Annotated in this window: 19 protein-coding genes; 14 read left to right on the top strand and 5 right to left on the bottom strand. The window is 65.1% G+C overall.

Annotation, left to right across the window (positions count from 1 at the left end):
- Nucleotides 1–38: 38 nt before the first annotated feature.
- The 5 genes from DD542_RS14080 to DD542_RS14060 form a co-directional block, all read right to left on the bottom strand.
- Nucleotides 39–1,997 (bottom strand): acetyl/propionyl/methylcrotonyl-CoA carboxylase subunit alpha, encoded by a 1,959-nt coding sequence (locus tag DD542_RS14080; protein ID WP_277750656.1) that lies wholly within the window; start codon nt 1,995–1,997, stop codon nt 39–41.
- Between the two features lie 132 nt (nt 1,998–2,129).
- On the bottom strand, nt 2,130–3,749 hold the full coding sequence (locus DD542_RS14075; RefSeq protein WP_127806093.1) for a carboxyl transferase domain-containing protein: 1,620 nt from the start codon (nt 3,747–3,749) through the stop codon (nt 2,130–2,132).
- Nucleotides 3,750–3,824: 75 nt separating this feature from the next.
- Nucleotides 3,825–5,957 carry a 3-hydroxyacyl-CoA dehydrogenase NAD-binding domain-containing protein gene (locus DD542_RS14070; RefSeq protein ID WP_127806092.1) on the bottom strand — a complete coding sequence of 711 codons (2,133 nt, stop codon included), beginning with the start codon at nt 5,955–5,957 and terminating at the stop codon, nt 3,825–3,827.
- A gap of 45 nt (nt 5,958–6,002) precedes the next feature.
- Nucleotides 6,003–7,211, bottom strand: coding sequence for an acetyl-CoA C-acetyltransferase (locus DD542_RS14065; RefSeq protein ID WP_127806091.1), 1,209 nt, complete (start codon nt 7,209–7,211; stop codon nt 6,003–6,005).
- Between the two features lie 70 nt (nt 7,212–7,281).
- Nucleotides 7,282–8,418, bottom strand: coding sequence for an acyl-CoA dehydrogenase family protein (locus tag DD542_RS14060; RefSeq protein ID WP_127806090.1), 1,137 nt, complete (start codon nt 8,416–8,418; stop codon nt 7,282–7,284).
- A 164-nt stretch (nt 8,419–8,582) separates the two neighbouring features.
- On the opposite strand from DD542_RS14060, the gene DD542_RS14055 reads away from it, so the two are divergent.
- The 14 genes from DD542_RS14055 (at nt 8,583) to DD542_RS13990 (ending at nt 24,841) form a co-directional block, all read left to right on the top strand.
- Entirely contained in the window at nt 8,583–9,266 is a 684-nt protein-coding gene (locus DD542_RS14055; protein WP_127806089.1) for a TetR/AcrR family transcriptional regulator, read from the top strand.
- Between the two features lie 24 nt (nt 9,267–9,290).
- On the top strand, nt 9,291–10,904 hold the full coding sequence (locus DD542_RS14050; protein ID WP_127806088.1) for a long-chain fatty acid--CoA ligase: 1,614 nt from the start codon (nt 9,291–9,293) through the stop codon (nt 10,902–10,904).
- Between the two features lie 79 nt (nt 10,905–10,983).
- Nucleotides 10,984–11,733, top strand: a complete 750-nt coding sequence (locus DD542_RS14045; protein WP_008905380.1) for an electron transfer flavoprotein subunit beta/FixA family protein — start codon at nt 10,984–10,986, stop codon at nt 11,731–11,733.
- Complete coding sequence (locus DD542_RS14040; RefSeq protein ID WP_127806087.1) at nt 11,733–12,671, top strand: FAD-binding protein; 939 nt, start codon at nt 11,733–11,735, stop codon at nt 12,669–12,671. Before DD542_RS14045 ends, DD542_RS14040 begins: the two co-directional genes overlap by 1 nt.
- A gap of 36 nt (nt 12,672–12,707) precedes the next feature.
- Nucleotides 12,708–14,363 (top strand): AMP-binding protein, encoded by a 1,656-nt coding sequence (locus tag DD542_RS14035; RefSeq protein ID WP_127806086.1) that lies wholly within the window; start codon nt 12,708–12,710, stop codon nt 14,361–14,363.
- A gap of 208 nt (nt 14,364–14,571) precedes the next feature.
- Entirely contained in the window at nt 14,572–15,360 is a 789-nt protein-coding gene (locus tag DD542_RS14030) for an enoyl-CoA hydratase-related protein (protein ID WP_127806085.1), read from the top strand.
- Nucleotides 15,361–15,374: 14 nt separating this feature from the next.
- Nucleotides 15,375–16,598 carry a CoA transferase gene (locus DD542_RS14025; protein ID WP_127806084.1) on the top strand — a complete coding sequence of 408 codons (1,224 nt, stop codon included), beginning with the start codon at nt 15,375–15,377 and terminating at the stop codon, nt 16,596–16,598.
- Nucleotides 16,595–18,577 (top strand): acetoacetate--CoA ligase, encoded by a 1,983-nt coding sequence (locus DD542_RS14020; protein WP_127806083.1) that lies wholly within the window; start codon nt 16,595–16,597, stop codon nt 18,575–18,577. Before DD542_RS14025 ends, DD542_RS14020 begins: the two co-directional genes overlap by 4 nt.
- Before the next feature lie 32 nt (nt 18,578–18,609).
- Nucleotides 18,610–19,395 carry an enoyl-CoA hydratase-related protein gene (locus DD542_RS14015; protein WP_127806082.1) on the top strand — a complete coding sequence of 262 codons (786 nt, stop codon included), beginning with the start codon at nt 18,610–18,612 and terminating at the stop codon, nt 19,393–19,395.
- Between the two features lie 52 nt (nt 19,396–19,447).
- Nucleotides 19,448–20,605: an acyl-CoA dehydrogenase family protein gene (locus tag DD542_RS14010; RefSeq protein ID WP_008905387.1), complete on the top strand. Its 1,158-nt coding sequence runs from the start codon at nt 19,448–19,450 to the stop codon at nt 20,603–20,605.
- 29 nt (nt 20,606–20,634) lie between these two features.
- Nucleotides 20,635–21,795: a CaiB/BaiF CoA-transferase family protein gene (locus tag DD542_RS14005; RefSeq protein WP_127806081.1), complete on the top strand. Its 1,161-nt coding sequence runs from the start codon at nt 20,635–20,637 to the stop codon at nt 21,793–21,795.
- Nucleotides 21,796–21,811: 16 nt separating this feature from the next.
- Nucleotides 21,812–23,182, top strand: a complete 1,371-nt coding sequence (locus DD542_RS14000; protein WP_008905389.1) for an MmgE/PrpD family protein — start codon at nt 21,812–21,814, stop codon at nt 23,180–23,182.
- Nucleotides 23,179–24,018 (top strand): CoA ester lyase, encoded by an 840-nt coding sequence (locus tag DD542_RS13995; protein WP_008905390.1) that lies wholly within the window; start codon nt 23,179–23,181, stop codon nt 24,016–24,018. The genes DD542_RS14000 and DD542_RS13995 overlap by 4 nt, the downstream gene beginning before the upstream one ends.
- A 34-nt stretch (nt 24,019–24,052) precedes the next feature.
- Nucleotides 24,053–24,841, top strand: a complete 789-nt coding sequence (locus tag DD542_RS13990) for a citryl-CoA lyase (RefSeq protein ID WP_008905391.1) — start codon at nt 24,053–24,055, stop codon at nt 24,839–24,841.
- Nucleotides 24,842–24,882: the final 41 nt, after the last annotated feature.

The following is a 24,882-nucleotide window of genomic DNA, read 5'->3' as shown; positions in this document are numbered from 1 at the left end:
GGTGTGGCGGGTGTCGTGCGTGCAGGGCGGTGCGCGCCTCAATCAGGCTGCTCGACCAGCGACACCAACAAGGCGCGCGTGGCCACCTGGTCGCCAGCGCGCACCGCCACTTGGTCCACCACGCCGTCGCGACGGACCAGCAGTTGGTGCTCCATCTTCATGGCTTCGAGCACCACCAGGCGTTGCCCCTTGGTGACGGTGTCGCCAGGTTGGACGTCAACGGCCAGTACCCGTCCATTCATGGGGGCGAGCACACGTGACTCCGCGCTGCCTGCAGCTGCGGCCGGTGGGTCATAGGTCAGGTCTTCAAAGCTGGCGCTCAGGTCGCCCAGTTCCAGGTGCAACACGCCGCCGGCAAACACCGCAGCCGCGTGCTGTTGCACGCCATCGGCGATCAGGTGCAGGCACTCGCCTTGGCGCCCGCTGAGGGTGATGTGGTGCAGCGCCGTGCCCACCTCGAGCGTGTAGCGGTGGGTGCCAGTGACCGTGATGTGCACGGCATGGCGGTGTTCGCCCTCGCCGATCAGCATGGGCCAGCGTGCCGGTCCGCAGGAGCGCCAGGGCGCGGCTGCGACCGGCGTGGCGCTGGCTTCGAACCACAGCGTGCTGGCCAGCGCCAGCGCCAGCGAGTCGGGCTGGGGCCGCACCAGCGCCGCAGCGCCGAAGTGCTGGGCGATGAAGGCCGTGGTCGTTTCGCCAGCGGCGAAGGCCGGGTGGCTGGCCACGGCTTCGAGGAAGGCACGGTTGTGGGGCAGGCCGAGCAGGCGGGTGCGTTGCAGCGCACCGATCAGGCGTCGTCGGGCCTCGTCGCGGGTGGCACCGTGCGCAATGATTTTGGCGATCATGGGGTCGTAGTGCGGGCTGACGATCTGGCCCGATGCCAGGCCGTGGTCCACGCGCACGCCTTCGCCTGTGGGCGGGTGCCAGAGCGCAACATCGCCACTTTGCGGCAGGAAGCCGTTGTAGGGATCTTCGGCATACAGGCGCACTTCGATCGCGTGCCCGTTCAATTGCACTTGCTCCTGCGTCAGCGGCAAGGGCTCGCCACGGGCCACGGCGATCTGCCAGGCCACCAGGTCCAGTCCGGTGATGCACTCGGTCACCGGGTGTTCGACCTGCAGCCGTGTGTTCATCTCCAGAAAGTAGAAACGCCCTTCGCGGTCGAGCAGAAACTCGACCGTGCCGGCGCCGACGTAGTTCACGGTGCGCGCCGCCGCCACCGCCGCCGCGCCCATTTGCGCGCGCAGCTCGGGCGTGACCGCCGGGGAGGGCGCTTCTTCGAACACCTTCTGGTGCCGGCGCTGGATCGAGCAGTCGCGTTCGCCCAGGTGGATGATGTGGCCGTGCTGGTCGCCGAAGACCTGGATTTCGACGTGGCGCGGCTCCATCACCGCGCGCTCCAGGATGAGCTCTTCGCTGCCGAAGGCGTTGCCGGCTTCCGAGCGGGCGCTGACCAGGGCGACCGCCAGGTCTTGCGGGTGTTCGACCAGCCGCATGCCGCGCCCGCCGCCGCCCGCCGCCGCCTTGACCATGATCGGGAAACCGATCTCGGCAGCTTTCGTGAGCAGCGTGGCATCGGATTGGTCGGTGCCCTGATAGCCCGGCACGCAGGGCACGCCCGCCGCCAGCATCAGGCGTTTGGCGCCGGCCTTGTTGCCCATTTTCAGGATGGCCTGCGGGTCCGGGCCGATGAACACCAGCCCGGCGTCCAGGCAAGCCTGCGCAAAGCCGTCGTTCTCGGACAGGAAGCCGTAGCCGGGGTGTACCGCGTCGGCGCCTGTGCTGCGCGCCGCCGCCAGCAGCGCCGCAACGTTGAGGTAGCTCTCGCGTACCGGCGCCGGGCCGATGCACACGGCCTCGTCGGCCAGGGCGACATGCAGCGCCCGCGCATCGGCTTCGCTGTAAACGGCCACCGTGCGGTAGCCCAGGGCCTGGGCTGTGCGGATGATCCGGCAGGCGATTTCTCCGCGGTTGGCGATCAGGATTTTTTTAAACATGCTCAGCTCCCGCGGAAAAATCCCCTGCGCACGCTGTGCGTGCCATGCGATGTGGCTTTGCCGCTGCGCCGACTGGCGTCGGCTGGTCGCCGCGGTTGGCAATCAGGATTTTGGTGAAGTTCATCGGGGTTCTCACATCCGTGCCACGCCAAAGGTGTTCGGGTTCAGTGGCCGCAACGCGGCTTCGCGACACACCGCCAGGGTGGTGGCGAGCGCGCGGCGGGTGTCGCGCGGGTCGATGATGCCGTCGTCCCACAGGCGCGCGGTGGCAAACAGCGAATGCGATTCGAGGTCAAAACGTGCCAGGATCTCGCTTTTCATGGTGGCCATGGTTTCGGCGGGTGGCTCCTTGCCGGTGCGGGCAAATTTTTCTTCGGTGACTATGCGCATCACGGTCGCGGCCTGCTCGCCGCCCATCACAGCCACCCGCGCGTTGGGCCAGGAGAACACGAAGCGCGGATCGTAGGCACGGCCACACATGCCGTAGTTGCCGGCACCGAAGGAGGCACCGGTCATCACGGTGATTTGCGGCACGGTGGCATTGGCCACGGCCTGGATCATCTTGGCGCCATGCTTGATCATGCCGACCTGCTCCACATCCTTGCCGACCATGAAGCCGGTGGTGTTCTGCAGGTAGACGATCGGGGTGCCCGACTGGCAGCACAACTGGATGAACTGGGTCGCCTTGGTGGCGCCTTGCGGATCGATGGGGCCGTTGTTGCCGATGAAGCCGCATGGGTGTCCCTCGATGGCGCCGTGGCCGCACACGGTGCTGGAGCCATACAGCGGCTTGAATTCAAGGAAGTCGGAGTCGTCGATCAGCCGTGCCAGCATCTCGCGCATGTCATAGGGCTGGCGGAAGTCGGTGGGCACGACGCCGGCCAGTTGCTCGACCGGATAACGCGGCTCTTTCCAGGTCTTCACCGCGCGCATCGGCAAGCGGTCGTTCCAGGGCAGCCGCGCCAGGATGTCGCGCGCGATGCGGATGCCGTCGGCATCGTCCTCGGCCAAGTACTCGGCCACGCCCGACATCGAACAGTGCATCTCGGCGCCGCCCAGCTCTTCGTCGGTGGCGATTTCGCCGGTGGCGGCTTTTAGCAAGGGTGGGCCGGCCAGGAAAGCCTTGGCTCGTCCGCGCACCATGATCACATAGTCGGACATGCCCGGCAGGTAGGCGCCGCCGGCGGTTGAGTGGCCGTGCATCACGCAGACCTGCGGAATGCCCCTGGCCGATAGCCGCGCCTGGTTGGCAAAGCCGCGGCCGCCTTCAATGAACACCTCGCCCACATGCATCAGGTTGGCGCCGCCGGACTCGACCAGTCGCACCACTGGCAGTTTGTTCTCCAGTGCGATGGCTTCGGCGCGCAGGCTCTTCTTCATGCCCATTGGTGTGATGGTGCCGCCCTTGATCGCGCTATCGGAGGCGATCACCATGCAGCGGATGCCCGACACCACCCCGATGCCGCAGATGATCCCGCCGCCCAGCACGTTCTTCTCGCCGTCGTCATCGTGCATCCTGAAGCCGGCCAGGGTCGAGAACTCCAGCCATGACGAGCCGCGGTCGAGCAGCAGCGCGATGCGCTCGCGCGGCAGCAGCTGCTTGCGGGCGCGGAACTTGGCTTCCTGGCTGTTCGATGTGTTGCGTACACGGTCTTCGAGCGTGCGGAAACTGTCGATCAGCGCGAGCATCTGTGCGCGCTCGCGACGGAAGCTCTCTGACTGCGGATCGACTTGACTTTGAATGGCGGGCATGGGCGGTTCTCGCTGAACTGAAAGGTCGCAGTGAACGAATGGGGTAGCAGGCCTGCTTAGATCGTGAGTACGTTCTTACAGGTCGTAAAAACGTTCACCCTGATCGGCCATGCGGCGCAGCAGTTGCGGCGGCGCAAAGCGCGCACCGTGCCGCTCGGCCAGGGTCTCGCAGGCCTTGACAAAAGCGGCCAGCCCCAGGCTGTGGATCTGGCCGATCGGGCCGCCCAGGTAGGCCGGGAAACCCCAGCCCAGGATCGCGCCGACATCGGCATCGATGGGCGCCAGCAGCACTTTTTCTTCGAGGCAGCGCGCGGTTTCGACCGATTGGATGAACATCAGGCGTTGCTTGACCTCTTCGACCGTGGGTTGCGTGGCCGCCAGCGGGAACGCCTGCGCCAGGCCTGCCCACAGTTGCTTCTGGCCATCTTGCGGGTAGTCGTAGAAACCCTTACCGGTCTTTTTACCCAGTCGTCCCAACTTGTCCACCATGCGGTCGCAGACGTCGTCGATGGCGCTGCGCTGGTAGGCCTTGCCGAGGTCGGCGGCGGTCTGTTTCCGGATGCGCGCCATCAATTCGAGCGAGACTTCGTCGGCCAGCGCCAGCGGCCCCACCGGCATGCCGGCCATGCGCCCGGCGTTGTCGATCAGCGCCGGCTTCACGCCTTCGGCCAGCAGCGCCAGGCCTTCGCCGACGTAGGTCGAGAACACCCGGCTGGTGTAGAAGCCGCGGCTGTCATTGACGACGATGGGCGTCTTGCGGATCGCCTTGACGAAGTCCATGGCACGGGCCAGGCATTCATCACTGGTGGCCTGGCCGCGAATGATCTCCACCAGCGGCATCTTGTCGACTGGGGAGAAGAAATGCAGGCCGATGAAATTGGCCGGACGTGCGGACGCCTCGGCCAGCCCGCTGATGGGCAGGGTGGAGGTGTTGGAGGCGAAGATGGCGCCGGGGGCGATCACCGCCTCGGCCTTGCGCGTCACGTCGGCCTTGATGGCGCGGTCTTCAAACACCGCTTCGACCACGATGTCACAGCCTGCCAGGTCGGCGAAGTCGGTGGTCGGTTTGATCAGGGTGAGCTTGGCATCACGCTCGGCCTCGGTCATGCGCTTGGCGGCCACGCGCTTGTTCCACAGGTTCTCGCTGTAGGCCTTGCCCTTGGCCGCGCTGTCGGTGCTGCTGTCGAGCAGCACCACTTCCATGCCGACCTCGGCGGCGGCGAAGGCAATGCCCGCGCCCATCATGCCAGCCCCCAGAATGCCGACCTTGCGGTAGCTGGCCTGAGGCACGCCCTTGGGCCGGGAGGCCAGCTTGCTGGCGGCGGGAATGCCAAAGAACAGCGAGTGAATCATGTTCTTGGCCTCTTTGCCGGTCGTCAGCTTGACGAACTCGCGCATCTCGACCTTGCAGCCGGTGTCGATGTCGACCTGGCAGCCGTTGTAGACGCAGTTCAAGATCGCCTCGGGCGCGGGATAGTTGCCAAAGGTCTTGGCGCGCAGCATGGCGTTGCCTGCGGTGAAGGTTTCGTAGCCCATGGGGCTTTGCACGGCGCCGCCCGGCAGCTTGAAACCCTTGCGGTCCCAGGGCTGAACAGCGGCAGCGGCACCGTCGGTCAGCAGCCACTGCTTGGCGCGGGCCAGCAGTTGGTCGGCCGGCACGACTTCATCGACCAGACCCGCTTCCAGGGCTTTTTGCGGGGCGAGCTTTTTGCCTTCGAGCAGGAAGGGCAGCGCGTTGCGCACGCCGATCATGCGCGGCAGACGCTGCGTGCCGCCTCCGCCCGGCAGTAGGCCAAGGCCCACCTCGGGCAGGCCGATGAGGGCCTTAGGGTTGTCGGCGGCAATGCGTCGGTGGCAGGCCAGCGCGACCTCGTAGCCGCCGCCCAGCGTGGTGCCGTTGAGGGCCGCGACGAAGGGCTTGCCGCTTTTCTCAATGCCGCGCATCAGGGCGTGCAACTGGGTGACAAAGTCCATCATGCCGGCCACGTCGGTGATGGCGAGCATCATGTTGAGGTCGGCGCCGGCGATGAATTCGGGCTTGGAGGATGTGACGACCACGCCCTTGACGGCAGAATCCGCTTGGGCACGCTTCACGGCGTCGGCGAAGGCGGGAATGGATTGCCCGTTGAGGACGTTCATCGGCACGTCCTGCATGGCCCAGGTGATGGTGGCGATGCCGTCGGCATCAACCTTGTAGTCAATAGTCATGGTGGTGGTCCAGGTCTGTGATGAGGATCGCGTCGTGCCGGGGCTTCAGACGCGCTCGATGATGGTGGTGGTGCCCATGCCGGCGCCCACGCACAGCGTGATCAGGCCAGTGGACAGGTTGCGCCGCTCGAGTTCGTCGAGCACGGTGCCCAGAATCATGGCGCCGGTCGCGCCCAGCGGGTGCCCCATGGCAATGGCACCGCCGTTGACGTTCATCTTGTCGTGCGGGACGTTCATCACTTCCATGAAACGCAGCACGACCGAGGCGAAGGCTTCGTTCAGTTCATAGAGGTCGATGTCGCTGGCCCTCATGCCGGCGAGCTTGAGCGCCTTTTCCGCCGAGTAGGAGGGGCCGGTCAGCATGATGGTGGGTTCGCTGCCGATGGAGGCGAACGAGCGGATGCGTGCACGGGCTTTCAGGCCCAGCAGCTTGCCGGCCTCGGCGTTGCCGATCAGCACCGCGGCCGCGCCGTCAACAATGCCCGACGAGTTGCCGGCGTGGTGCACGTGCGCCATGCGCTCGATCTCCGGATAGCGCTGCATGGCCACCGCGTCGAAGCCGTATTTCTCGCCCTGCACCTTGAACGCAGGCTCCAGCTTGGCCAGCGACTCCAGCGTGGTTTCGGCGCGCATGTGTTCGTCGCGATCCAGTACGACGCAACCGTTCACGTCCTTGACGGGAACAATCGACTTGGCGAAGCGGCCTTCGGCCCAGGCGAGTGCCGCGCGGCGCTGGCTTTCGACCGCGTAGCTGTCAACATCGTTGCGGCTGTGGCCGTAAAGGGTGGCAATCAGATCGGCTGAAATGCCCTGCGGCACAAAATAGGTCGGAATCGCTACCGCGGGGTCAGCCGCCCAAGCGCCGCCGCTGGTGCCCATGGGCACACGGCTCATGCTCTCGACGCCGCCGCCGATGACCAGTGGCGACTGGCCCGACATCACCTTGGCGGCGGCCATGTTGCAGGCCTCCAGGCCCGAGGCGCAAAAGCGATTGATCTGCACACCGGCAGCGCTTTCGTGGTACCCGGCGGCGATGGCCGCAACGCGGGCGATGTTGGCGCCTTGCTCGCCGGCGGGTTCGACGCAGCCGAGGATGATGTCGTCCACGAAGGCGGTGTCCAGGGTGTTGCGGTCGCGCAGCGCCTGCAGCGCGGTGATGGCCAGACTGATGGGCGTGCTGCCGTGCAGCGCACCCGAGCTGCGGCCCTTGCCGCGCGGCGTGCGCACGGCATCAAAAATGAATGTTTCGGTCATGGTGGGTTTCCTTCTTTCTGAATCTGTGGAAGCGATAGGCAAGATGGCGGAAAGCGGCTGGCGGCGTGTGCTACAGCGTACGGCTGATGATTTCCTTCATGATTTCGTTGGCGCCACCGTAGATGCGCGCGACGCGCGCATCCGCATAGGCACGGGCAATCGGGTACTCCCACATGTAGCCGAAGCCGCCGAACATCTGCAGGCATTGGTCGATCACCTTGCAGTGCAGGTCGGTGGTCCAGTACTTGGCCATCGCGGCGGTGGCGGCATCAAGCTGACCATCCATCAGCAGGCCGAGCAGGCGGTCGACAAAGACCTGTGCGATCTGCACCTCGGTTTTCATTTCGGCGAGCTTGAAGCGGTTGTGCTGGAAATCGATCACGCGCTGGCCGAAGGCCTTGCGATCCTTTGTGTAGGCCAGCGTCCATTCGAGCGCGGCCTCGGCGCCCGCCACCGCGCCGATGGCGATCTGCATGCGCTCCCAGGCCAGTTCCTGCATCAGCAGGAAAAAGCCCTTGCCCTCGCCGCCGAGGATGTTGCTGACCGGCACGCGCACGTCTTCGAAGAAGAGTTCCGAGGTGTCCTGCGCCTTCATGCCGATCTTTTCGAGGTTGCGCCCGCGCGTGAAGCCGGGGCGATGGGTCTCGACCAGCACCAGCGAGGTTCCCTTGGCGCCTTGCGTCGGGTCGGTCTTGGCGACAACGATCACCAGGTCGGCGTTCTGGCCATTGGTGATGAAGGTCTTTTGACCATTGATCACCAGTTCGTCGCCGTCACGGACCGCGCTGGTGCGCACGCTTTGCAGGTCGCTGCCCGCGCCCGGCTCGGTCATGGCGATGGCGCCAATCACCTCGCCGGTGGCCATTTTCGGCAGCCAGCTGTGCTTTTGCTCCTCGGTGCCGTAGGCCAGGATGTAAGGTGCCACGATGTCGGAGTGCAGGCCAAAGCCGATCCCACTCGTGCCGGCGCGCGCGACTTCCTCGATCAGCACGGCACTGTGCAGGCGCGTGCCGCCACCGCCGCCGTATTGCTCGGGTATGGCGGGGCACAGCAGGCCCGCGGCGCCGGCCTTGCGCCAGACGGCGCGCGGCACGATGCCATCGGTTTCCCAGCCAGCGTGATGGGGAATGACTTCTTCCGCCAGAAAGCGGCGGGCCTGGTCCCGGAAGAGTTCGTGTTCTTCACCGAAGAGGGTGCGGTTGAGCATGGGTCTGTCCTTGAAATTTGATTAACACTGTGACACTGGCCTGGTCAAGGCGTGCACTGGGAGCTCATTTCCACAGGCGGGCGCCAGACGCGCCAAACACACGATGAACAAGAACCAGTATAAGTATATCGACCAAACGCTTGTTAGATGATATAGTATACGTCATGGCAAAGGTGCGTGACAACGGGCGAAAAGACGCGATTTTGGCGACTGCGGCGAGCCAGTTCCGGCAACGGGGGTACGAGCGCACCTCGGTGCGCGAGATTGCCCAGGCGTTGGGCATGACTTCGGGCTCGCTTTTCTATCACTTCGCCACCAAGGAGGAACTTCTGGTGGCGATCATGGAGGAGGGCGTTCGCGACATCATGCAGTCGGTGCGCGACGGGCTGGCTGGCGAGACGCGCCTGCCCGAGCGGCTGCTGTCGATGGTGCGCAGCCACCTGAAGGCATTGCTGGGTACGAGGCTCGACGCCATGACCGTGCTGCTCTACGAGTGGCGCAGCCTTTCGCCGACCGCCCAGACCCGGGTGATGGCATCGCGCGACGCCTACGAGGCCTTGTGGACGGCTCCGATCAGCGAGGCTGCGGCGCTGGGGCTGGTCGATGCCGATGTCGTGCTGGTGCGCCAGACGGTGCTCGGCGCCCTCAACTGGACGGCGCAGTGGTACCGACCTGGCGGGCGTCTGGATATCGACACGTTGGCGCAGCGCATGTACACGATGCTGTTTCCTCGTGTGGTCGCATCCGATGTGCAAGGTGCGGCATGCGCAAGTAGGTCGAAGGCTATCGGTACCCCTTCGGAGAGCCCGGGAGCAGGGCCGTCCGAAACAGTACCTTCTTTGAATTGAAAGCTAAACAGGAGAAAAGCAGCTATGAAATCGACCATGATGCAAGTGCCGCTCTCGCTCAATCATTTCCTGGAGCGGGCCAAGCTGTACCACCCGAAGGTGGAGATCGTATCGAGGATGCCCGACAAGTCCCTGCATCGCCATACCTACGCCGACTTCCACCGTCGGGCCAAGGGTCTGGCCGAGGCGCTGGTCAAGGCCGGCATCCAGCCCGGTGACCGGGTCGCAACCCTGATGTGGAACCATTACGCCCACCTCGAGTGCTACTTCGGCATTCCGGCGGCCGGCGCGGTGATGCATAACCTCAACTTGCGCCTGTTCCCGCACGACATTGCGTTCATCGTCAACCACGCCAAGGACCGTTTCCTGATCGTCGACGATGTTTTGCTGCCGTTGCTGGCGCAGTTCGCCAAGGATGTCAACTTCGAGCGCATCATTGTGGTGCCGCTGACAGGCAAGCCGGTGCCGCAGGGGTACGAGGACTATGAAGGCTTCATCGATGGAGCGACCGATGACTTCAAATGTGTTGAAGTCGATGAAAACGCGCCCTGCGGCATGTGCTACACCTCGGGCACCACGGGCAGCCCCAAGGGTGTCGTCTATTCGCACCGCTCCACCGTGCTGCACACGCTCGTGGCGGCACTGCCAGGGGGGATCAACGTGTCGGGTACTGACACAGTGCTGCCGGTGGTGCCAATGTTCCACGCCAACGCATGGGGTTTGCCATTCGTCTCAACTTTCGTCGGTGCCAAGCAGGTGTTTCCCGGCCCGCACCTCGACTCAGAATCGCTGCTCGACTTGTACCAGCGCGAGCGGGTCACTGTCACCGGTGGTGTGCCCACCATCTGGTTGTCGCTGCTGCAGACGCTGCGTGCAAACCCGGGCAAGTACGACCTGGTGCCTGGCATGCGCATGATGGTGGGCGGCTCTGCGGCGCCCGAATCCTTGTTCCGTGGCTTCGATGAGTTTGGTCTTGAAGTTGGCACTGCCTGGGGCATGACCGAGACTTCCCCGCTGGGTACCGTGTCCTCGCTCAAACCCTCCATGCGGGCACTGCCCAAGGAAGAGCAATATGCCTTCCGTATCAAGCAGGGCATGGCCGCGCCATTGGTTGAGATTCGGCTGGTCGGCGACAACGGTGAAGTACCGTGGGATGGGCGGTCGGTCGGCGAGATTCAGGTGCGTGGGTCATGGATTACCGGCTCCTATCACGATCTGCCCATCAACGAAAGCAGCTTCACTGCCGATGGCTGGCTGCGCACAGGTGATGTCGGCTGCATCGACTCCGAGGGTTTTCTGCAGTTGACCGATCGCACCAAGGATTTGATCAAGTCGGGCGGCGAATGGATTAGTTCGGTCGATCTGGAAAACGCCGTGATGGGGCATCCGGCGGTGCTGGAGGCATCTGTGATCGCGGTGCCGCACCCGCGCTGGGCCGAGCGGCCGCTGGCGGTGGTGGTGTTGCGCCCTGGCATGAGTGCCACTGGGGAAGAGATTCGCGATCATCTGGCCAAGACGTTCGCCAAGTGGCAGTTGCCCGAAGGTTTCGCTTTCGTGAATGAAATCCCGCGTACTTCGACCGGCAAGTTCCTCAAGACCAAGCTGCGGGAGATGTACAAGGACTGGAAGTGGGAGTGAGCCGGGATTGAAGGGGCCGGCTTCGGGCTGCGTTCTTGCCGGTTTTGAATTGTTTATTTTTTACCCCTATGGAGATAAAGTGAAGATATTGGTCGCTGTCAAGCGGGTGCTGGACTACAACGTCAAGGCCCGCGTCAAATCCGACGGTTCGGGAGTCGATCTCGCGAACCAGAAATTGTCCATGAACCCGTTCGACGAGATCGCCTGCGAAGAGGCGGTGCGCCTCAGGGAGGCCGGTGTCGCTTCTGAAGTGATCGTCGTGTCCTGTGGCCCGACCGCTTGCCAGGAGACGCTGCGCAGCGCGATGGCCATCGGCGCCGATCGCGCCGTGCTGGTTGAAACCGACGCCGCGCTCGAACCGCTCGCGGTGGCCAAGCTGATGCAGCATGTGGCCCAAAAAGAGGGCGTTCAGTTCGCCATCTTCGGCAAGCAGGCGATTGATGACGACGCTGGCCAGACTGGCCAAATGTTTGGCGCGCTGATGGGCTGGGCCCAAGCCAGCTTCGCCTCCAAGGTGCAGATCGGCGGCGACACCGCCACCATCACGCGCGAGATCGACGGCGGCCTGGAAACCCTGGCCATGAAGCTGCCGGCCGTGATCACGACCGACCTGCGCCTGAACGAGCCGCGCTTCATCACGCTGCCCAACATCATGAAGGCCAAGAAAAAGCCGATGGAGGTGATCAAGGCGGCCGAGCTCGGCATCGACATCGCGCCGCGCACCGTGACCCTGCACGTCAGCGAGCCGCCGACCCGCAAGGCCGGCATCAAGGTGGCCGACACGGCCGAACTCGTCAAACGACTCAAAGAAGAAGCGAAGGTGATCTGATGACAACCCTGATCATTGCGGAACACGACAACGCCGTACTCAAAGCGGCCACGCTGAACACGATTGCCGCGGCCACGCGCATCGGCGGCGACATCCATGTGCTGGTGGCGGGCAGCAACTGTGCGGCCGTTGCCCACGCTGCGGCGGCGGTCGCGGGTGTCACCAAGGTGCTGCACGCCGACGCGGCGCACTACGAGGCCCATATGGCCGAGAGCCTGGCCGAGCTGGTGCGCTCACGCGTGCGCGCCGATGCGGGCTACACCCATGTGCTGGCACCGGCGACGGCCTTTGGCAAGAACGTGCTGCCGCGCGTGGCGGCCTTGCTGGACGCCTCCCAGGTGTCGGACGTGATCGCGATCGAGTCGCCCGACACCTTCCTGCGCCCGTTCTATGCCGGCAACGCGCTGGCCCGCGTGCAATCAAAGGATGCCATCAAGGTGCTGAGCATTCGCACCACCGCCTTCGACCCGGTCGGTTCGGGCGGCACGGCAGCGGTCGAGACGCTGGACGCGGCTGGCGATCTCGGCTTGACCACCCTGGTCGGGCGTGAGGTGGTGAAGCTGGAGCGCCCGGAACTCGCCGCTGCAACGGTCATCGTATCGGGCGGACGCGGACTGGGCGCGGCCGACAAGTTTCACGCCGTGCTGGAGCCGCTGGCCGACAAGCTTGGCGCGGCGATCGGCGCCTCGCGCGCCGCCGTCGACGCCGGCTACGCGCCCAACGACTACCAGGTCGGCCAGACCGGCAAGATCGTGGCACCCCAGTTGTACGTGGCGGTCGGCATCTCGGGCGCCATCCAACACCTGGCCGGCATGAAGGACAGCAAGGTGATCGTTGCGATCAACAAGGACGCCGAAGCGCCGATCTTCCAGGTGGCCGACTATGGGCTGGTGGCGGATCTGTTCACAGCGGTGCCCGAATTGGTGACTGCGTTATAGGTCGCAGCGGATGCCGAGGTAAAGCAGAGGCCAGGCTTGTTCCTGGCAGGATGGTCGGCGGCACCGGTCAAACAATTCAAAATGCAGGAGACATCGATCATGAACCCATCAACCTCCGTCATCGCTGGTGTGCCATCCCCTGGCGCAATTGCCCGCGTGGCCATCGGCGACTTCCTGCGCCGCTCGGCAGCTCGAGACCGCGCCAAGACGGCGTTCGTGCTCGGCGATCAGCGCATGAGCTACGGTGAGCTCGATGAGCGCGTGACCCGCTGCGCCAATGCCTTGCTGGCCGCTGGCTTGGTGCGAGGTGACCGCGTGACCACGCTATGCAATAACTCGCTTGAGTTCCTGGTGGCCATGTTCGGCATCCATCGCGCCGGCCTGATCTGGGTGCCGATCAACACAGGCCTGGGGCTGGATGACGTTCGCTACATCATCGACCACTCTGAGGCGCGCTTCCTGCTGGTGGATGCCGCTCTGCTGGTGCGCCCGGAGTTGCGTGCAGTCATCGAGGCGCAGCCCGGTCGCGGATGGGTGCTGGAAGGCGAGGGGGCTGGGGCTTTTAGCAGCTTCGCTGCTGCGATTGCTGCGCAGTCTGCCACTGAGTCCGAGGTCGAAATTCATGACCGCGACGTAGCCCAGATCATGTACACCAGCGGAACCACCGGCCGCCCTAAGGGGGTGATGCAAAGCCATTTGTCGGTGGTGATGGCAGCGATGAACAACGCGCTTGAGTTGGGGGTGTGGCGCGATGCCGTGAACATTGCCGTGCTGCCCCTCTTTCATTGCGCCCAGCACACGCTGATGTGCGGCGTGCTGGCGGGCGGCGGCACGGTGATTGTGATGCGCGCATTCGACCCCGCAGCCATGCTCGACGCCATCGAGCGTGAACGGGTGACCTTGCTGGTGGGCTTGCCGCTGATGCACCAGGCCATGCTCGATCATCCCTCGCGCCCGGGGCGCGACCTGTCGAGCCTGCGCATGTGCGTGTACGCCATGGCGCCCATGGCCGAGACCCTGCTGCGCCGCCTGATCGCCGAGTTCTGCCCGAATTACTCATTGGCCACCGGTCAGACCGAGATGTACCCGCTCACCATGGCCTTCCGGCCGGAAGAGCAGCTTAAACGCTTTGGTTCCTACTGGGGCGTCAGTGCATTGATCAACGACACGGCGGTGATGGACGACGCGGGCCAGCTGCTCGGCCCCGGCGAGGTCGGCGAGATCGTGCACCGCGGTCCGAACGTGATGGAGGGTTACTACAAAAATCCCGAAGCCACCGCCGAGGCACGCGCTTTCGGCTGGCACCACACCGGTGACCTCGGCATGTGGGTCGATGGCCAGATGATGTTCAGGGACCGCAAGAAGGACATGATCAAGACCGGTGGCGAGAACGTGCCGTCCATCAAGGTCGAGGCCACGTTGCTGCGCCACCCGGCGGTGGCCAATGTGGCGGCGGTAGGTTTGCCGCACCCGCGCTGGATCGAGGCGGTCACAGCCTTCGTGGTGCTCAAGCCAGGGGCGCAGGCCGACGAGACCGGGTTGATCAACCACTGCAAGGAGCATCTCGGTGGCTTTGAGGTGCCCAAGGCGATCCGCATCGTCGATGCCTTGCCGATGACCTCCACCGGCAAGATTCAAAAGCATCCGCTGCGTGACAGCTATCGCGCCCTGTACGAGGACATTGAACGATAGGTGTCGGGAAGGTCATGGGGTGTGCAATACACGCCCGCGCCTGTGACCAGGCTGCTTGCAAGGCGTGCTTCGGCTTGTGCTCCTAACTAACCACCGTTCTGTCAATATGTTCGCATGGCGTTTATCGAAACCAGCCGGTTTCCGGCTGGCGCGGACAGTCGCCCTTGTTCCTTAATCCTTGTTCATTCCACCGTCAGAAAGGTTTTCCATGTCCGTCGTTCCTGCCATCTTGCTTGCGGTTGATGCCGACGGCATTGCGACCCTGACCCTCAACCGGCCCGATCAGCTCAATGCCTTCGATCTTGAGATGGTGGATGCCTGGCGCGCGGCGCTGGAGCAGGCCGAGGCTGATGAGCGCGTCAAGGTCATCGTCGTCACCGGTGCCGGTCGTGCTTTTTGTGCCGGCGGCGATTTCGAGGAAATGGCCAGGTTCAGCGAAATGGACAGCATGGGGCGCAAGGATTTTCTCTACCGCCACGTGCATCGCATCGCGCTCACGCTGGAGCGGATGGAAAAACCGGTCATTGCCGCTGTCAACGGCGCGGCGCGCGGCGCGGGCTGCGACATGGCCTTGATGTGCGATATCCGCTTGATGGCCAGCTCGGCCACGCTGGCCGAGAGTTATATCAACATCGGACTGATGGCCGGTGATGCCGGCGCCTGGTTCCTGCCGCGACTGATAGGCACTGCGCGCGCGCTGGAGCTGTTCTGGACCGGTCGCGTGGTGGGCGCGGAAGAGGCCGAGCGCATTGGCATGGTCAATCGCGTGGTGCCCGATGCCGAACTGATGGCAGCCACTTACGAGATGGCGCGCACCATTGCCTCCAAGCCGCAGCAGGCGGTGCGCTTCTTTCGCCGCGCCGTCTACCAAAGCCAGACCATGGCGCTGGCCACGCACCTGGACATGGTGTCCTCGCACATGGCGGTGCTCGAAGACACGCCCGAGCATCGCGCCGGCATTGCGGCCTTCCGCACCCGCTCGCGCACCAGCAAGTAAAAAAGGGCGGTGCCGTGCAAGGTATTCTGAGTGACATCACCGTCATCGACCTGTCCCGCTTGATTGCCGGGCCTTACGCGGCCATGGCGCTGGCCGACCTGGGCGCGCGCGTCATCAAGGTCGAGGCCATCTCCGGCGAGGAGGGGCGGCATTTCGGCCCGCCGTTTTATGGCGAATCCAGCGTTGCTTTCATGACCTGCAACCGGGGCAAGGAGTCGGTCGCGATGGACATACGCACCCCCGCCGGGCGCTCGGTGCTGGAGCGGCTGATTTCAAAAGCCCAGGTTCTGGTGCACAACTTTCGCCCCGACTTTGCCGAGACACATGCGCTGACCTACGACGCGGTGCGGCGCATCAACCCGACGCTGGTGTACTACATGGTCAGCGCCTTCGGTGAGCAGGGCGACTACCGGCTCAGACCCTCGGTCGACAGCGTGGTGCAGGGCATGACGGGGGCCTTCTACGCCAGTGGGGAAGAAGGCGATCCACCGGTTCGTATCGGCTTGCCGATCATCGATGTGGCGTCCGGCATGTGCGGCGCGCTGGGCGTGCTGGCCGCAGTGATGCATTGGCAGCAGACCGGCCAGGGGCAGCGCGTGGAGTTGGCCCTGGTGGACACCGTGTTCAATTTTCTGGCCAGCAAGGTGGGTGAATATGCGATTGAACAGCGCGAGCCGATTCGCTCGGTGAACCTGCCGATTGCGGTGCCCAGCCGCCACTTTCGCGGCTCCGACGGCGCATGGTTCAGCGTGTCGGTGGTCAATGAAGGGGCGTTCAAGCGCTTTTGCGCCGTGGTGAAGCGGCCCGAATGGCTCACCGATCCGCGTTACCAGCGCAACGCCGCGCGCATTGCCAACCGGCCGGCGCTGCTGGCCGAGCTGGAGGCGATTTTCATCACCCGTGCGGCGGCCGCCTGGGTGGTCGCCTTCGAGGCCGCCGATATTCCCTGTGGTCCGGTGAACACGGTGACCGATGCCATGGCCGATCCGGTGCTGGCCGCCCGTTTCGTGGAGCACCCCGAGATGCCGGGGCTGCCGCTGATCCCTTTTCCGGCGCAGCTGGCTGCAGGCATGCGCAAGATCGGTGAGATGCCGGCGCCTCCTGCGCTGGGGCAGCATACCGGGCAGGTGCTGGGCGAATTGGGCTACGGTGCGCCGGAGATTGCCCAACTGGTGCGCGACGGGGTCGTGCGCCTGCAAGAAACCGCCATGGCAAGCACAGCAGGAGGGAAGCCATGAGCCCGTCTTCCACCGACATCTTGTGGACCCCCCGCGCGGATCGCATCGCGGGTGCCGAGGTGACCCGTTTCCAACAATGGCTGGAACGCGAAAAAGGCCTGCGCTTTGCCGACTACGAGGCCTTGTGGCAATGGTCCGTGGATGACCTGGAGGGCTTCTGGCGCGCCATCGTCGAGTATTTCGAGTTGCCGCTCGACGACTGGAATGGCCCGGTTCTGAGCGATCGCCGGATGCCGGGCGCGCAATGGTTTGTGGGCGCGCGCACCAACTATGCGCGGCAGGTGTTCCGGCACGCCACGGACGCCAGACCGGCCATCGTCTTCCGCAATGAAGCGGGCGAGCGGGCGGACATGTCCTGGCGCACGCTGCAAGACCAGGTGGCGGCGCTGGCCCAGTGGCTGCGCGCGGCGGGCGTGGGGCCGGGCGACCGCGTGGTGGCCTACCTGCCCAATATTCCGCAGACCATCGTGGCTTTTCTGGCCACGGTTTCGGTGGGGGCGGTCTGGTCGGTGTGCTCGCCCGACATGGGGGCGCCCACGGTGCTGGACCGTTTCCGGCAGATCGATCCGAAGGTGTTGATCGCGGTCGATGGCTACCACTGGGGTGGCAAGCGCTTCGACCGGCGCGAAGCCGTGGCCACGCTGCTCGACGGGCTGCCAAGCGTCGAGCGCTGCGTGCTCTTGCCCTGCCTGGAGCGCAGCGCCAGCGCGGACGCGCTGCGCGGTGGCGTGCTCTGGAGCGAGGTGGTCAGCGCCCCGGCTGAACTGCGCATCGAGTCACTGCCTTTCGACCACCCGCTGTGGGTGGTGTATTCGTCGGGCACCACCGGCTTGCCCAAACCCATCGTGCACGGCCATGGCGGCATTGTGCTGGAGCAGGTCAAGCTGATGCGCCTGCACAACGACCTCGGTCCCGAAGACCGCTTCCACTGGTTTTCCACCACCGGCTGGATCATGTGGAACTGCCAGGTGGGCGGTTTGCTGGTGGGGGCGACGGCCTGCCTGTACGACGGCAACCCGGCCTGGCCCGACTACACCACGCTGTGGCGTTTCGCTGGGGAAGTCGGCGTGACGTTTCTGGGTGCCGGTGCGGCGTTTTATGCGGCCTGCCAGAAAGCCGGTGTCGAGCCGCGCGAGGTGGGCGCGCTGGGGCCGCTGCGCACCGTGGGTTCGACCGGCTCGCCACTGTCCCCGGAAAGCTACCAGTGGATTGCCAAGCATGTCGGGCGCGATGTCTGGATCAACCCGATCTCCGGCGGCACCGACTTCGCCGGGGCCTTCGTCGGCGGCGTGCCGACCCTGCCCGTCGTCGTGGGAGAAATGCAGGGACGCTGCCTCGGGGCGCGCGTCGAGGCCTTCAACGAGCAGGGCCAGCCGGTCGTGGACGAGGTGGGCGAGCTGGTGTGCACCGCGCCCATGCCGTCCATGCCCCTCTACTTCTGGAACGACCCCGGCAACCAGCGCTATCTGGACAGTTATTTCGACATGTACCCCGGCGTCTGGCGGCATGGCGACTGGATTCGCATCACACCGCGCGGCGGCGCCATCATCTACGGCCGCAGCGACACCACCATCAATCGCCACGGCGTGCGCATGGGCACGAGCGACATCTACAGCGTGGTCGAGGCGCTGCCCGAAGTGCTCGACAGCCTGGTGGTCGACCTCGAATATCTGGGGCGCGAAAGCTATATGCCGATGTTCGTCGTGCTGCGCCCGGGCGTGGCGCTGGAGGCGCCGCTGATCGGGCGCATCCAGAGCGCCATCCGCGCGGCCGCGTCGCCGCGCCATGTGCCGGACGCGGTGTTTGCCGTGGCCGAGGTGCCGCGCACGCTCACCGGCAAGAAGCTCGAACTGCCGATCAAGAAGCTGCTGCTCGGCCAGCCCATCGACAAAGTGGTCAACCGCGATGCACTGGCCAACCCCGCCAGCCTGGACTGGTTTCTTGAATTTGCACGCGTGCATGCCACGCAGACCCACTGATTTCCCCCAACCCTTTTTCACAAGGAATCACCATGAGCGACCAGGAAGTTATTTACGACGTCAAAAATTACGTTGCCACCATCACCATCAACCGGCCCAAGACGCTCAACGCGTTCACCGGCGACACCATCAAGGAGATGGAGCGACGCCTGGCTGAGGCGGGCAATGACCCGAAGGTGGGCGTGATCGTGCTCACCGGCACCGGCGAGCGTGCTTTCTGCGTCGGCGGCGACGTCAATTGGGAAAAGGGCGACAGCAGCGGCAAGAGCGGCCTGGAAGACCTGGAGTTCAACTTCAACCGCCAGATCGTCGAGTGCCCGAAGCCCGTGATCTGCCGTGTCAACGGCTACGCCATCGGCGCCGGTCACCACATCGCCTATTTCTGCGACTTCACCATCGCCGCCGAGCACGCCATCTTCGGCCAGAACGGTCCACGCGTCGGTTCACCCGCGGGTGGCTACATCGTTTCGCATTCGGCCAATGTGCTGGGTCACAAGCGTGCGCGTGAGCTGTGGATGCTGTGCCGCCGCTACAGTGCCAAGCAGGCGCTGGACTGGGGCCTGGCCAACTCGGTGGTGCCCATGGCCGAGCTCGATGCAGAAGTGCAGAAATACTGCGACGAACTGCTGTCGCTCTCGCCGACCTGCCTGAAGATCGTCAAGTGTTCGTTCTACCACCACATGGCCCCGATCATGGGCAAGGACATGAACGACCTGATCCAGGAAGTGGCACCCAACTATTTCAGTACCGGCGAGCAGCAGGAAGGGGCCAGCGCCTTTCTTGAAAAACGCAAGCCCGACTTCAGCAAATTCCGCTAACCGGTAATCTTTGTCCTGCGCGGCTCAGCGGGGAACTTTTAGAGACTGAAAAATGATGAACCAAGAACGTTACCCCGAGTTGCGCGCCGCCCTGCGCGATCTTTTCAAACGCTTCCCCGACGAGTACTTTCGCAAGATTGACGATGCCCGTGCTTACCCCGAGGCGTGTGTGGACGCGCTGACCAGGGCCGGCTGGCTGGCGGTGATGATTCCGCAGGAGTACGGCGGAGCTGGCTTGGGTCTGGCCGAAGCCTCGGTGGTGATGGAAGAGGTCAACCGCTGCGGCGGCAATGCCGGCGCCTGTCACGGCCAGATGTACAACATGGGCACCTTGCTGCGCCATGGCTCGGATGAGCAGAAGCGCCTCTACCTGCCCAAAATTGCCAGCGGCGATCTGCGCCTGCAGTCCATGGGCGTGACCGAGCCAACCACAGGCACCGACACCACCAAAATCAAGACCACCGCGGTCAAGCAGGGCGACCGCTATGTGGTCAATGGCCAGAAGGTCTGGATCTCGCGGATTCAGCACTCCGACCTCATGATTTTGCTGGCACGCACCACCCCGCTCAAAGATGTGAAGCGCAAGTCAGAGGGCATGTCGATCTTCATCGTTGACCTGCACCAGGCCATTGGCCAGGGCATGACGGTGAACCCGATCCGCAACATGGTTAACCACGAGACCAATGAGCTGTTTTTTGACAACCTCGAAATCCCGGCCGAGAACCTGATCGGCGAGGAGGGCAAAGGTTTCAAGTACATCCTGGACGGACTGAACGCTGAGCGCACGCTGATTGCCGCCGAGTGCATTGGCGACGCCCGCTGGTTCGTCGAGCGCAGCGCCCGCTATGCCAGTGAGCGCCGCGTGTTTGACCGCCCGATCGGGCAGAACCAGGGCGTGCAGTTTCCCCTGGCCGAGGCACACATCGAGACCGAGGCCGCTGACCTGATGCGCTGGCGTGCCTGCGAGCTGTTTGACGCCCACCAACCGTGTGGCGCAGAGGCCAATATGGCCAAGTACCTGGCCGCCAAAGCCTCCTGGGAGGCGGCCAACACCGCCATTCAGACCCATGGCGGCTTTGGTTTCGCCTGCGAATACGACATCGAGCGCAAGTTCCGCGAAACCCGGCTGTACCAGGTGGCGCCGATCTCCACCAACCTGATCCTGAGCTACGTGGCCGAACACGTGCTGGATCTGCCCCGTTCATTCTGAAAGAAATTGCCATGCGTCCATTGGAAGGAATGCTGATCGTTACGCTGGAGCACGCGATTGCCGCGCCGTTCTGCACCCGCCAACTGGCCGACCTCGGCGCGCGCGTCATCAAGGTCGAGCGCCCGGGTGAGGGCGACTTCGCCCGCGCCTACGACAGCCGGGCCCACGGCTCGGCTTCCCACTTCGTCTGGTGCAACCGCTCCAAGGAAAGCCTGACGCTCGACCTCAAGCACCCAGATGCCCGCGCCGTGCTGCAAAAGCTGGTGGAGCGCGCCGACGTGCTGGTGCAGAATCTGGCGCCCGGTGCTGCCGCGCGCATGGGACTGGACCACGCCAGCCTGGCGCCGGTCAATCCGCGCATCGTGGTGTGCGACATCTCGGGCTACGGCGACGGCGGCCCCTACACCGAGAAAAAAGCCTATGACCTGCTGATCCAGAGCGAGGCCGGTTTTGTCTCCGTCACGGGCACGCCCGAACAGCCCTCCAAGGCCGGCCTGTCGATTGCCGACATCGCCGCCGGCATGTACGCTTACAGCAGCGTGCTGGCCGCCTTGCTGGAGCGTGGGCGCACCGGGCGCGGCCAGCGGCTCGAAATCTCGATGCTCGAAGCCATGTCCGAATGGATGGGCTTCCCGCTCTATTACACGCTGGACGGCCAGCCGCCGCCGCCGCGTGCCGGCGCCTCGCACGCCGCCATTTACCCCTACGGCCCCTTTGCCTGCGGCGACGGCAAGCAAGTGGTGCTGGCGGTGCAGCACGACCGCGAATGGGCCACCTTCTGCAACCAGGTGTTGCAATTGCCCGAGCTGACCGCACAGTACCTGGGCAACGCCAACCGGCTGGCCCAGCGCGAGAAACTGCGCGGCATCATCGAAGGCGTCTGCGCCACCCTGACCGCGGCGCAACTGGTGGCGCGGCTGGATGCGGCGCAAATCGCCAATGGCCAGCTCAACGAGATGGCCGACCTGTGGAAGCACCCGCAACTCGCGGCGCGCGGGCGCTGGACCGAGATCGGCTCGCCCGGCGGCACGTTGCCGGCGCTGTACCCGCCGCACCACGTCAATGGCAGCGAGCCGCCGCCGCCCATGGGGCCGGTGCCTGCGCTGGGCCAGCACACCGAAGCCATCCTGACCGAGCTCGGCTACGGCGAGACTGACATTGCCCGGCTGCGTGCGGACAAAGCCATCTGACTGCGAGATCGATGCCATGACCCTGGATACAAACCCGAGCGCGACGCTGGCTGCCTTTGCCGCCGATCTGTCATTCGACACCATTCCGGCGCCGGTGCTGCGCCGCACCGAAGACCTGTTCCTCGACTGGTACGCCTCCGCGCTGGCGGGCAAGGGCGCCCGGCCGGTCGAGGCCATCGAAGCCTATGCCCGCACCATGGGGCCGGACTCGGGCCGCGCCGAGGTGCTGATCTCGCGCCGCACCACCTCGCCCCATTTCGCCGCGATGGTCAACGCGGCCGCCTCGCACTTCGCCGAGCAGGATGACGTCCACAACGGCTCGGTGTTTCATCCCGCGGCCGTCGTGTTCCCGGTGGCGCTGGCCATCGCGCAGGACATCGGTGCCAGCGGCCGCGAGTTCCTGGCCGCCGTGGTGGCGGGCTATGAAGTCGGCATTCGTGTGGGCGAGTTCCTGGGCCGCTCGCACTACCGCATCTTTCACACCACGGCCACCGCCGGCACGCTGGCCGCCGCCGCAGCGGCCGGACGGCTGCTCAAGCTCGATGCCGCCACCATGCTGCATGCCTTCGGCAGCGCCGGCACACAAGCCGCCGGACTGTGGGAGTTTTTGCGCGACGCCGCCGACTCCAAGCAGCTGCACACCGCGCACGCGGCATCCTGCGGTCTGACCTCGGCCTACCTGGCGCGAAGCGGTTTTACCGGCGCGCGCCAGATTCTGGAAGGCGCGCAGGGCATGGCCGCGGGCATGTCGAGCGACGCCGATCCGGCGCGCCTGACCGACCGCCTGGGCCAGCGCTGGGCCACGGCGGAAACCTCGTTCAAATACCACGCCTCGTGCCGCCACACCCACCCCAGCGCCGATGCGCTGCTGACGCTGATGCAGACGCACGGCGTGAAAGCCGACGACATCGAAAGCGTCACCACCCAGGTGCACCAGGGCGCCATCGACGTGCTGGGCCGCGTCACCGTGCCGGCCACCGTGCACCAGGCCAAGTTCTCGATGGGCACGGTGCTGGCGCTGGCGGCCGAATACGGCTTTGCCGGGCTGAATGAATTTGAAGCGCATTACCTCGCGCCGCGCGTGGCCGCCTTGCGCGACCGCGTGACCATGCAGCTCGACGCCGAGGTCGATCAGGCCTACCCGCAGCGCTGGATCGGCAAGGTGACGGTGACGACGCGCGATGGCCGCAGCTTGAGCGCGCGGGTCGATGAGCCCAAAGGCGACCCCGGCAACACACTGACGCGCGCCGAGATCGAAGACAAGGCGCAGCGCCTGGCAGCCTACGGCAAGGGGGCTACGCCTGCCGAGGTTCAGGCGCTGATCGCGCGCGTCTGGGCGGTGGCCGAGGCGCCGCGCATGGACCGCTGGTTGGAGGCACGCGCATGACAGCCCATACCTCTGGCCCAAAGGCTTTGCTGCATGCCTATCTTTTTGTGCCCGCCGACCGGCCCGAGCGCATTGCCAAGGCGCGCGCCAGCGGTGCCGACGCGGTGATTGTTGACCTGGAAGACGCAGTGGCCCCCGAGGCCAAAGTGCGCGCGCGCGAGGCGCTGGCGGCGCTGCTGGACGAGGCCGCGCCGCTGGTGGTGCGCATCAACGCCGCCGGCACGCCCTGGTTTGACGATGACCTGGAACTGTGCCGCCACCCCGGCGTGGCCGCCATCATGCTGCCCAAGGCCGAAGGCATCGACGCCGTTTGCACCGTGGTCGAGACCACCTACCAGGACGTGCTGCCCATCATCGAGTCGGCGCGCGGCCTGCATGAGATGGACAGCATCGCACGCGTGCCGGGCGTGATCCGGCTGGCCTTTGGCAGCGTCGATCTGGCGCTGGATCTGGGCATTGAGTGTGCGCCCGATGGCACGGAAATCGAGCTGCTGGCCTTCCGCTCCCAACTGGTGCTGGCTTCGCGGCTGGCCGGGCTGGCGGCGCCGGTGGATGGTGTCAGCACCGCCATCGACGACCTGCAACGCTTGCAGGCCGACACCGAACGCTCACGTCGACTCGGCTTTGGTGCCAAGCTGTGTATCCACCCGAAGCAGCTGGCCACCGTCCAGGCGGTGTTCACGCCGAGCCCTGAACGGCTTGACTGGGCGCGCCGCGTCTGCAAAGCATTTGAAACGGCGGGTGGTTCCGCCGTGGCCGTGGACGGCCAGATGGTCGACCTGCCGGTGGTGCAGCGCGCGCGCGCCGTGCTGCGCGACGCGGGTCTGAGCGCCTGATTTTTTAACCCACTCCAATCGACTGGAATTCCTTATGACTCGCAAAGCCAAACCCATCCGCTCCGACATTGCCTGGAGTACCCCCGACCGCATCGAGGTGCACGGCAAGAGTCTGCCTGACGAAATCCTCGGCCATCTCAACCTGGGTGATATGGCCTTCTTGCAGATCGTCGGGCGCATGCCAACGCAGCAGGAGTCCAACGTCTTCAACGCCATCGCGGTGACGCTGGTCGAGCACGGCATCACGCCCAGTGCGCTGGTCGCGCGACTGACCTACGCCGGTGCGCCCGAGTCGTTGCAGGCCGCAGTGGCGGCCGGATTGTGCGGCCTGGGCAGCGTGTTCGTCGGCAGCACCGAAGGCACCGCCAAAATGCTCTACGAGGCCCTGCCACCCGGAACGAAAGGGGCTGACCTGGAGCGCATCGCCATCGACACCGTGGCAGCCTTTCGTGCCCGCGGCCAGATCATCCCCGGCCTAGGACATCCGCTGCACAAGCCGGTCGATCCGCGCGCCCCGCGCCTGTTCCAGATCGCCAAGGACAATGGCTTTTCCGGCGACTACATCCGGCTCGAACAACTGATCTGCGCCGAGGCCGAGCGCGTCGCTGGCAAGTCGCTTCCCGTCAACGCGACCGGCGCCATCGGCGCCATCAGCTGCGAGCTCGGGCTACCATGGAAAATTGTGCGCGGCATCGGCGTCCTGGCGCGTGCCATAGGGCTGGTGGGACACATCCTGGAAGAGAGCAAGAACCCGATGGCGGTCGAGATCTGGCAGCGGGTCGAAGACGAGGCCACCCAGCACATCAGACCACAAGGCGCCTGAAGCGCTGTGGCTGGCCTTGCAGGCACGATGCGCCCGCGTCG

The organism is Hydrogenophaga sp. NH-16 (assembly GCF_004006415.1).
Classification (GTDB): domain Bacteria; phylum Pseudomonadota; class Gammaproteobacteria; order Burkholderiales; family Burkholderiaceae_C; genus Hydrogenophaga; species Hydrogenophaga pseudoflava.
The sequence above is the reverse complement of the archived record's forward strand: the minus strand, read 5'-3'. Positions and strand labels throughout refer to the sequence as shown.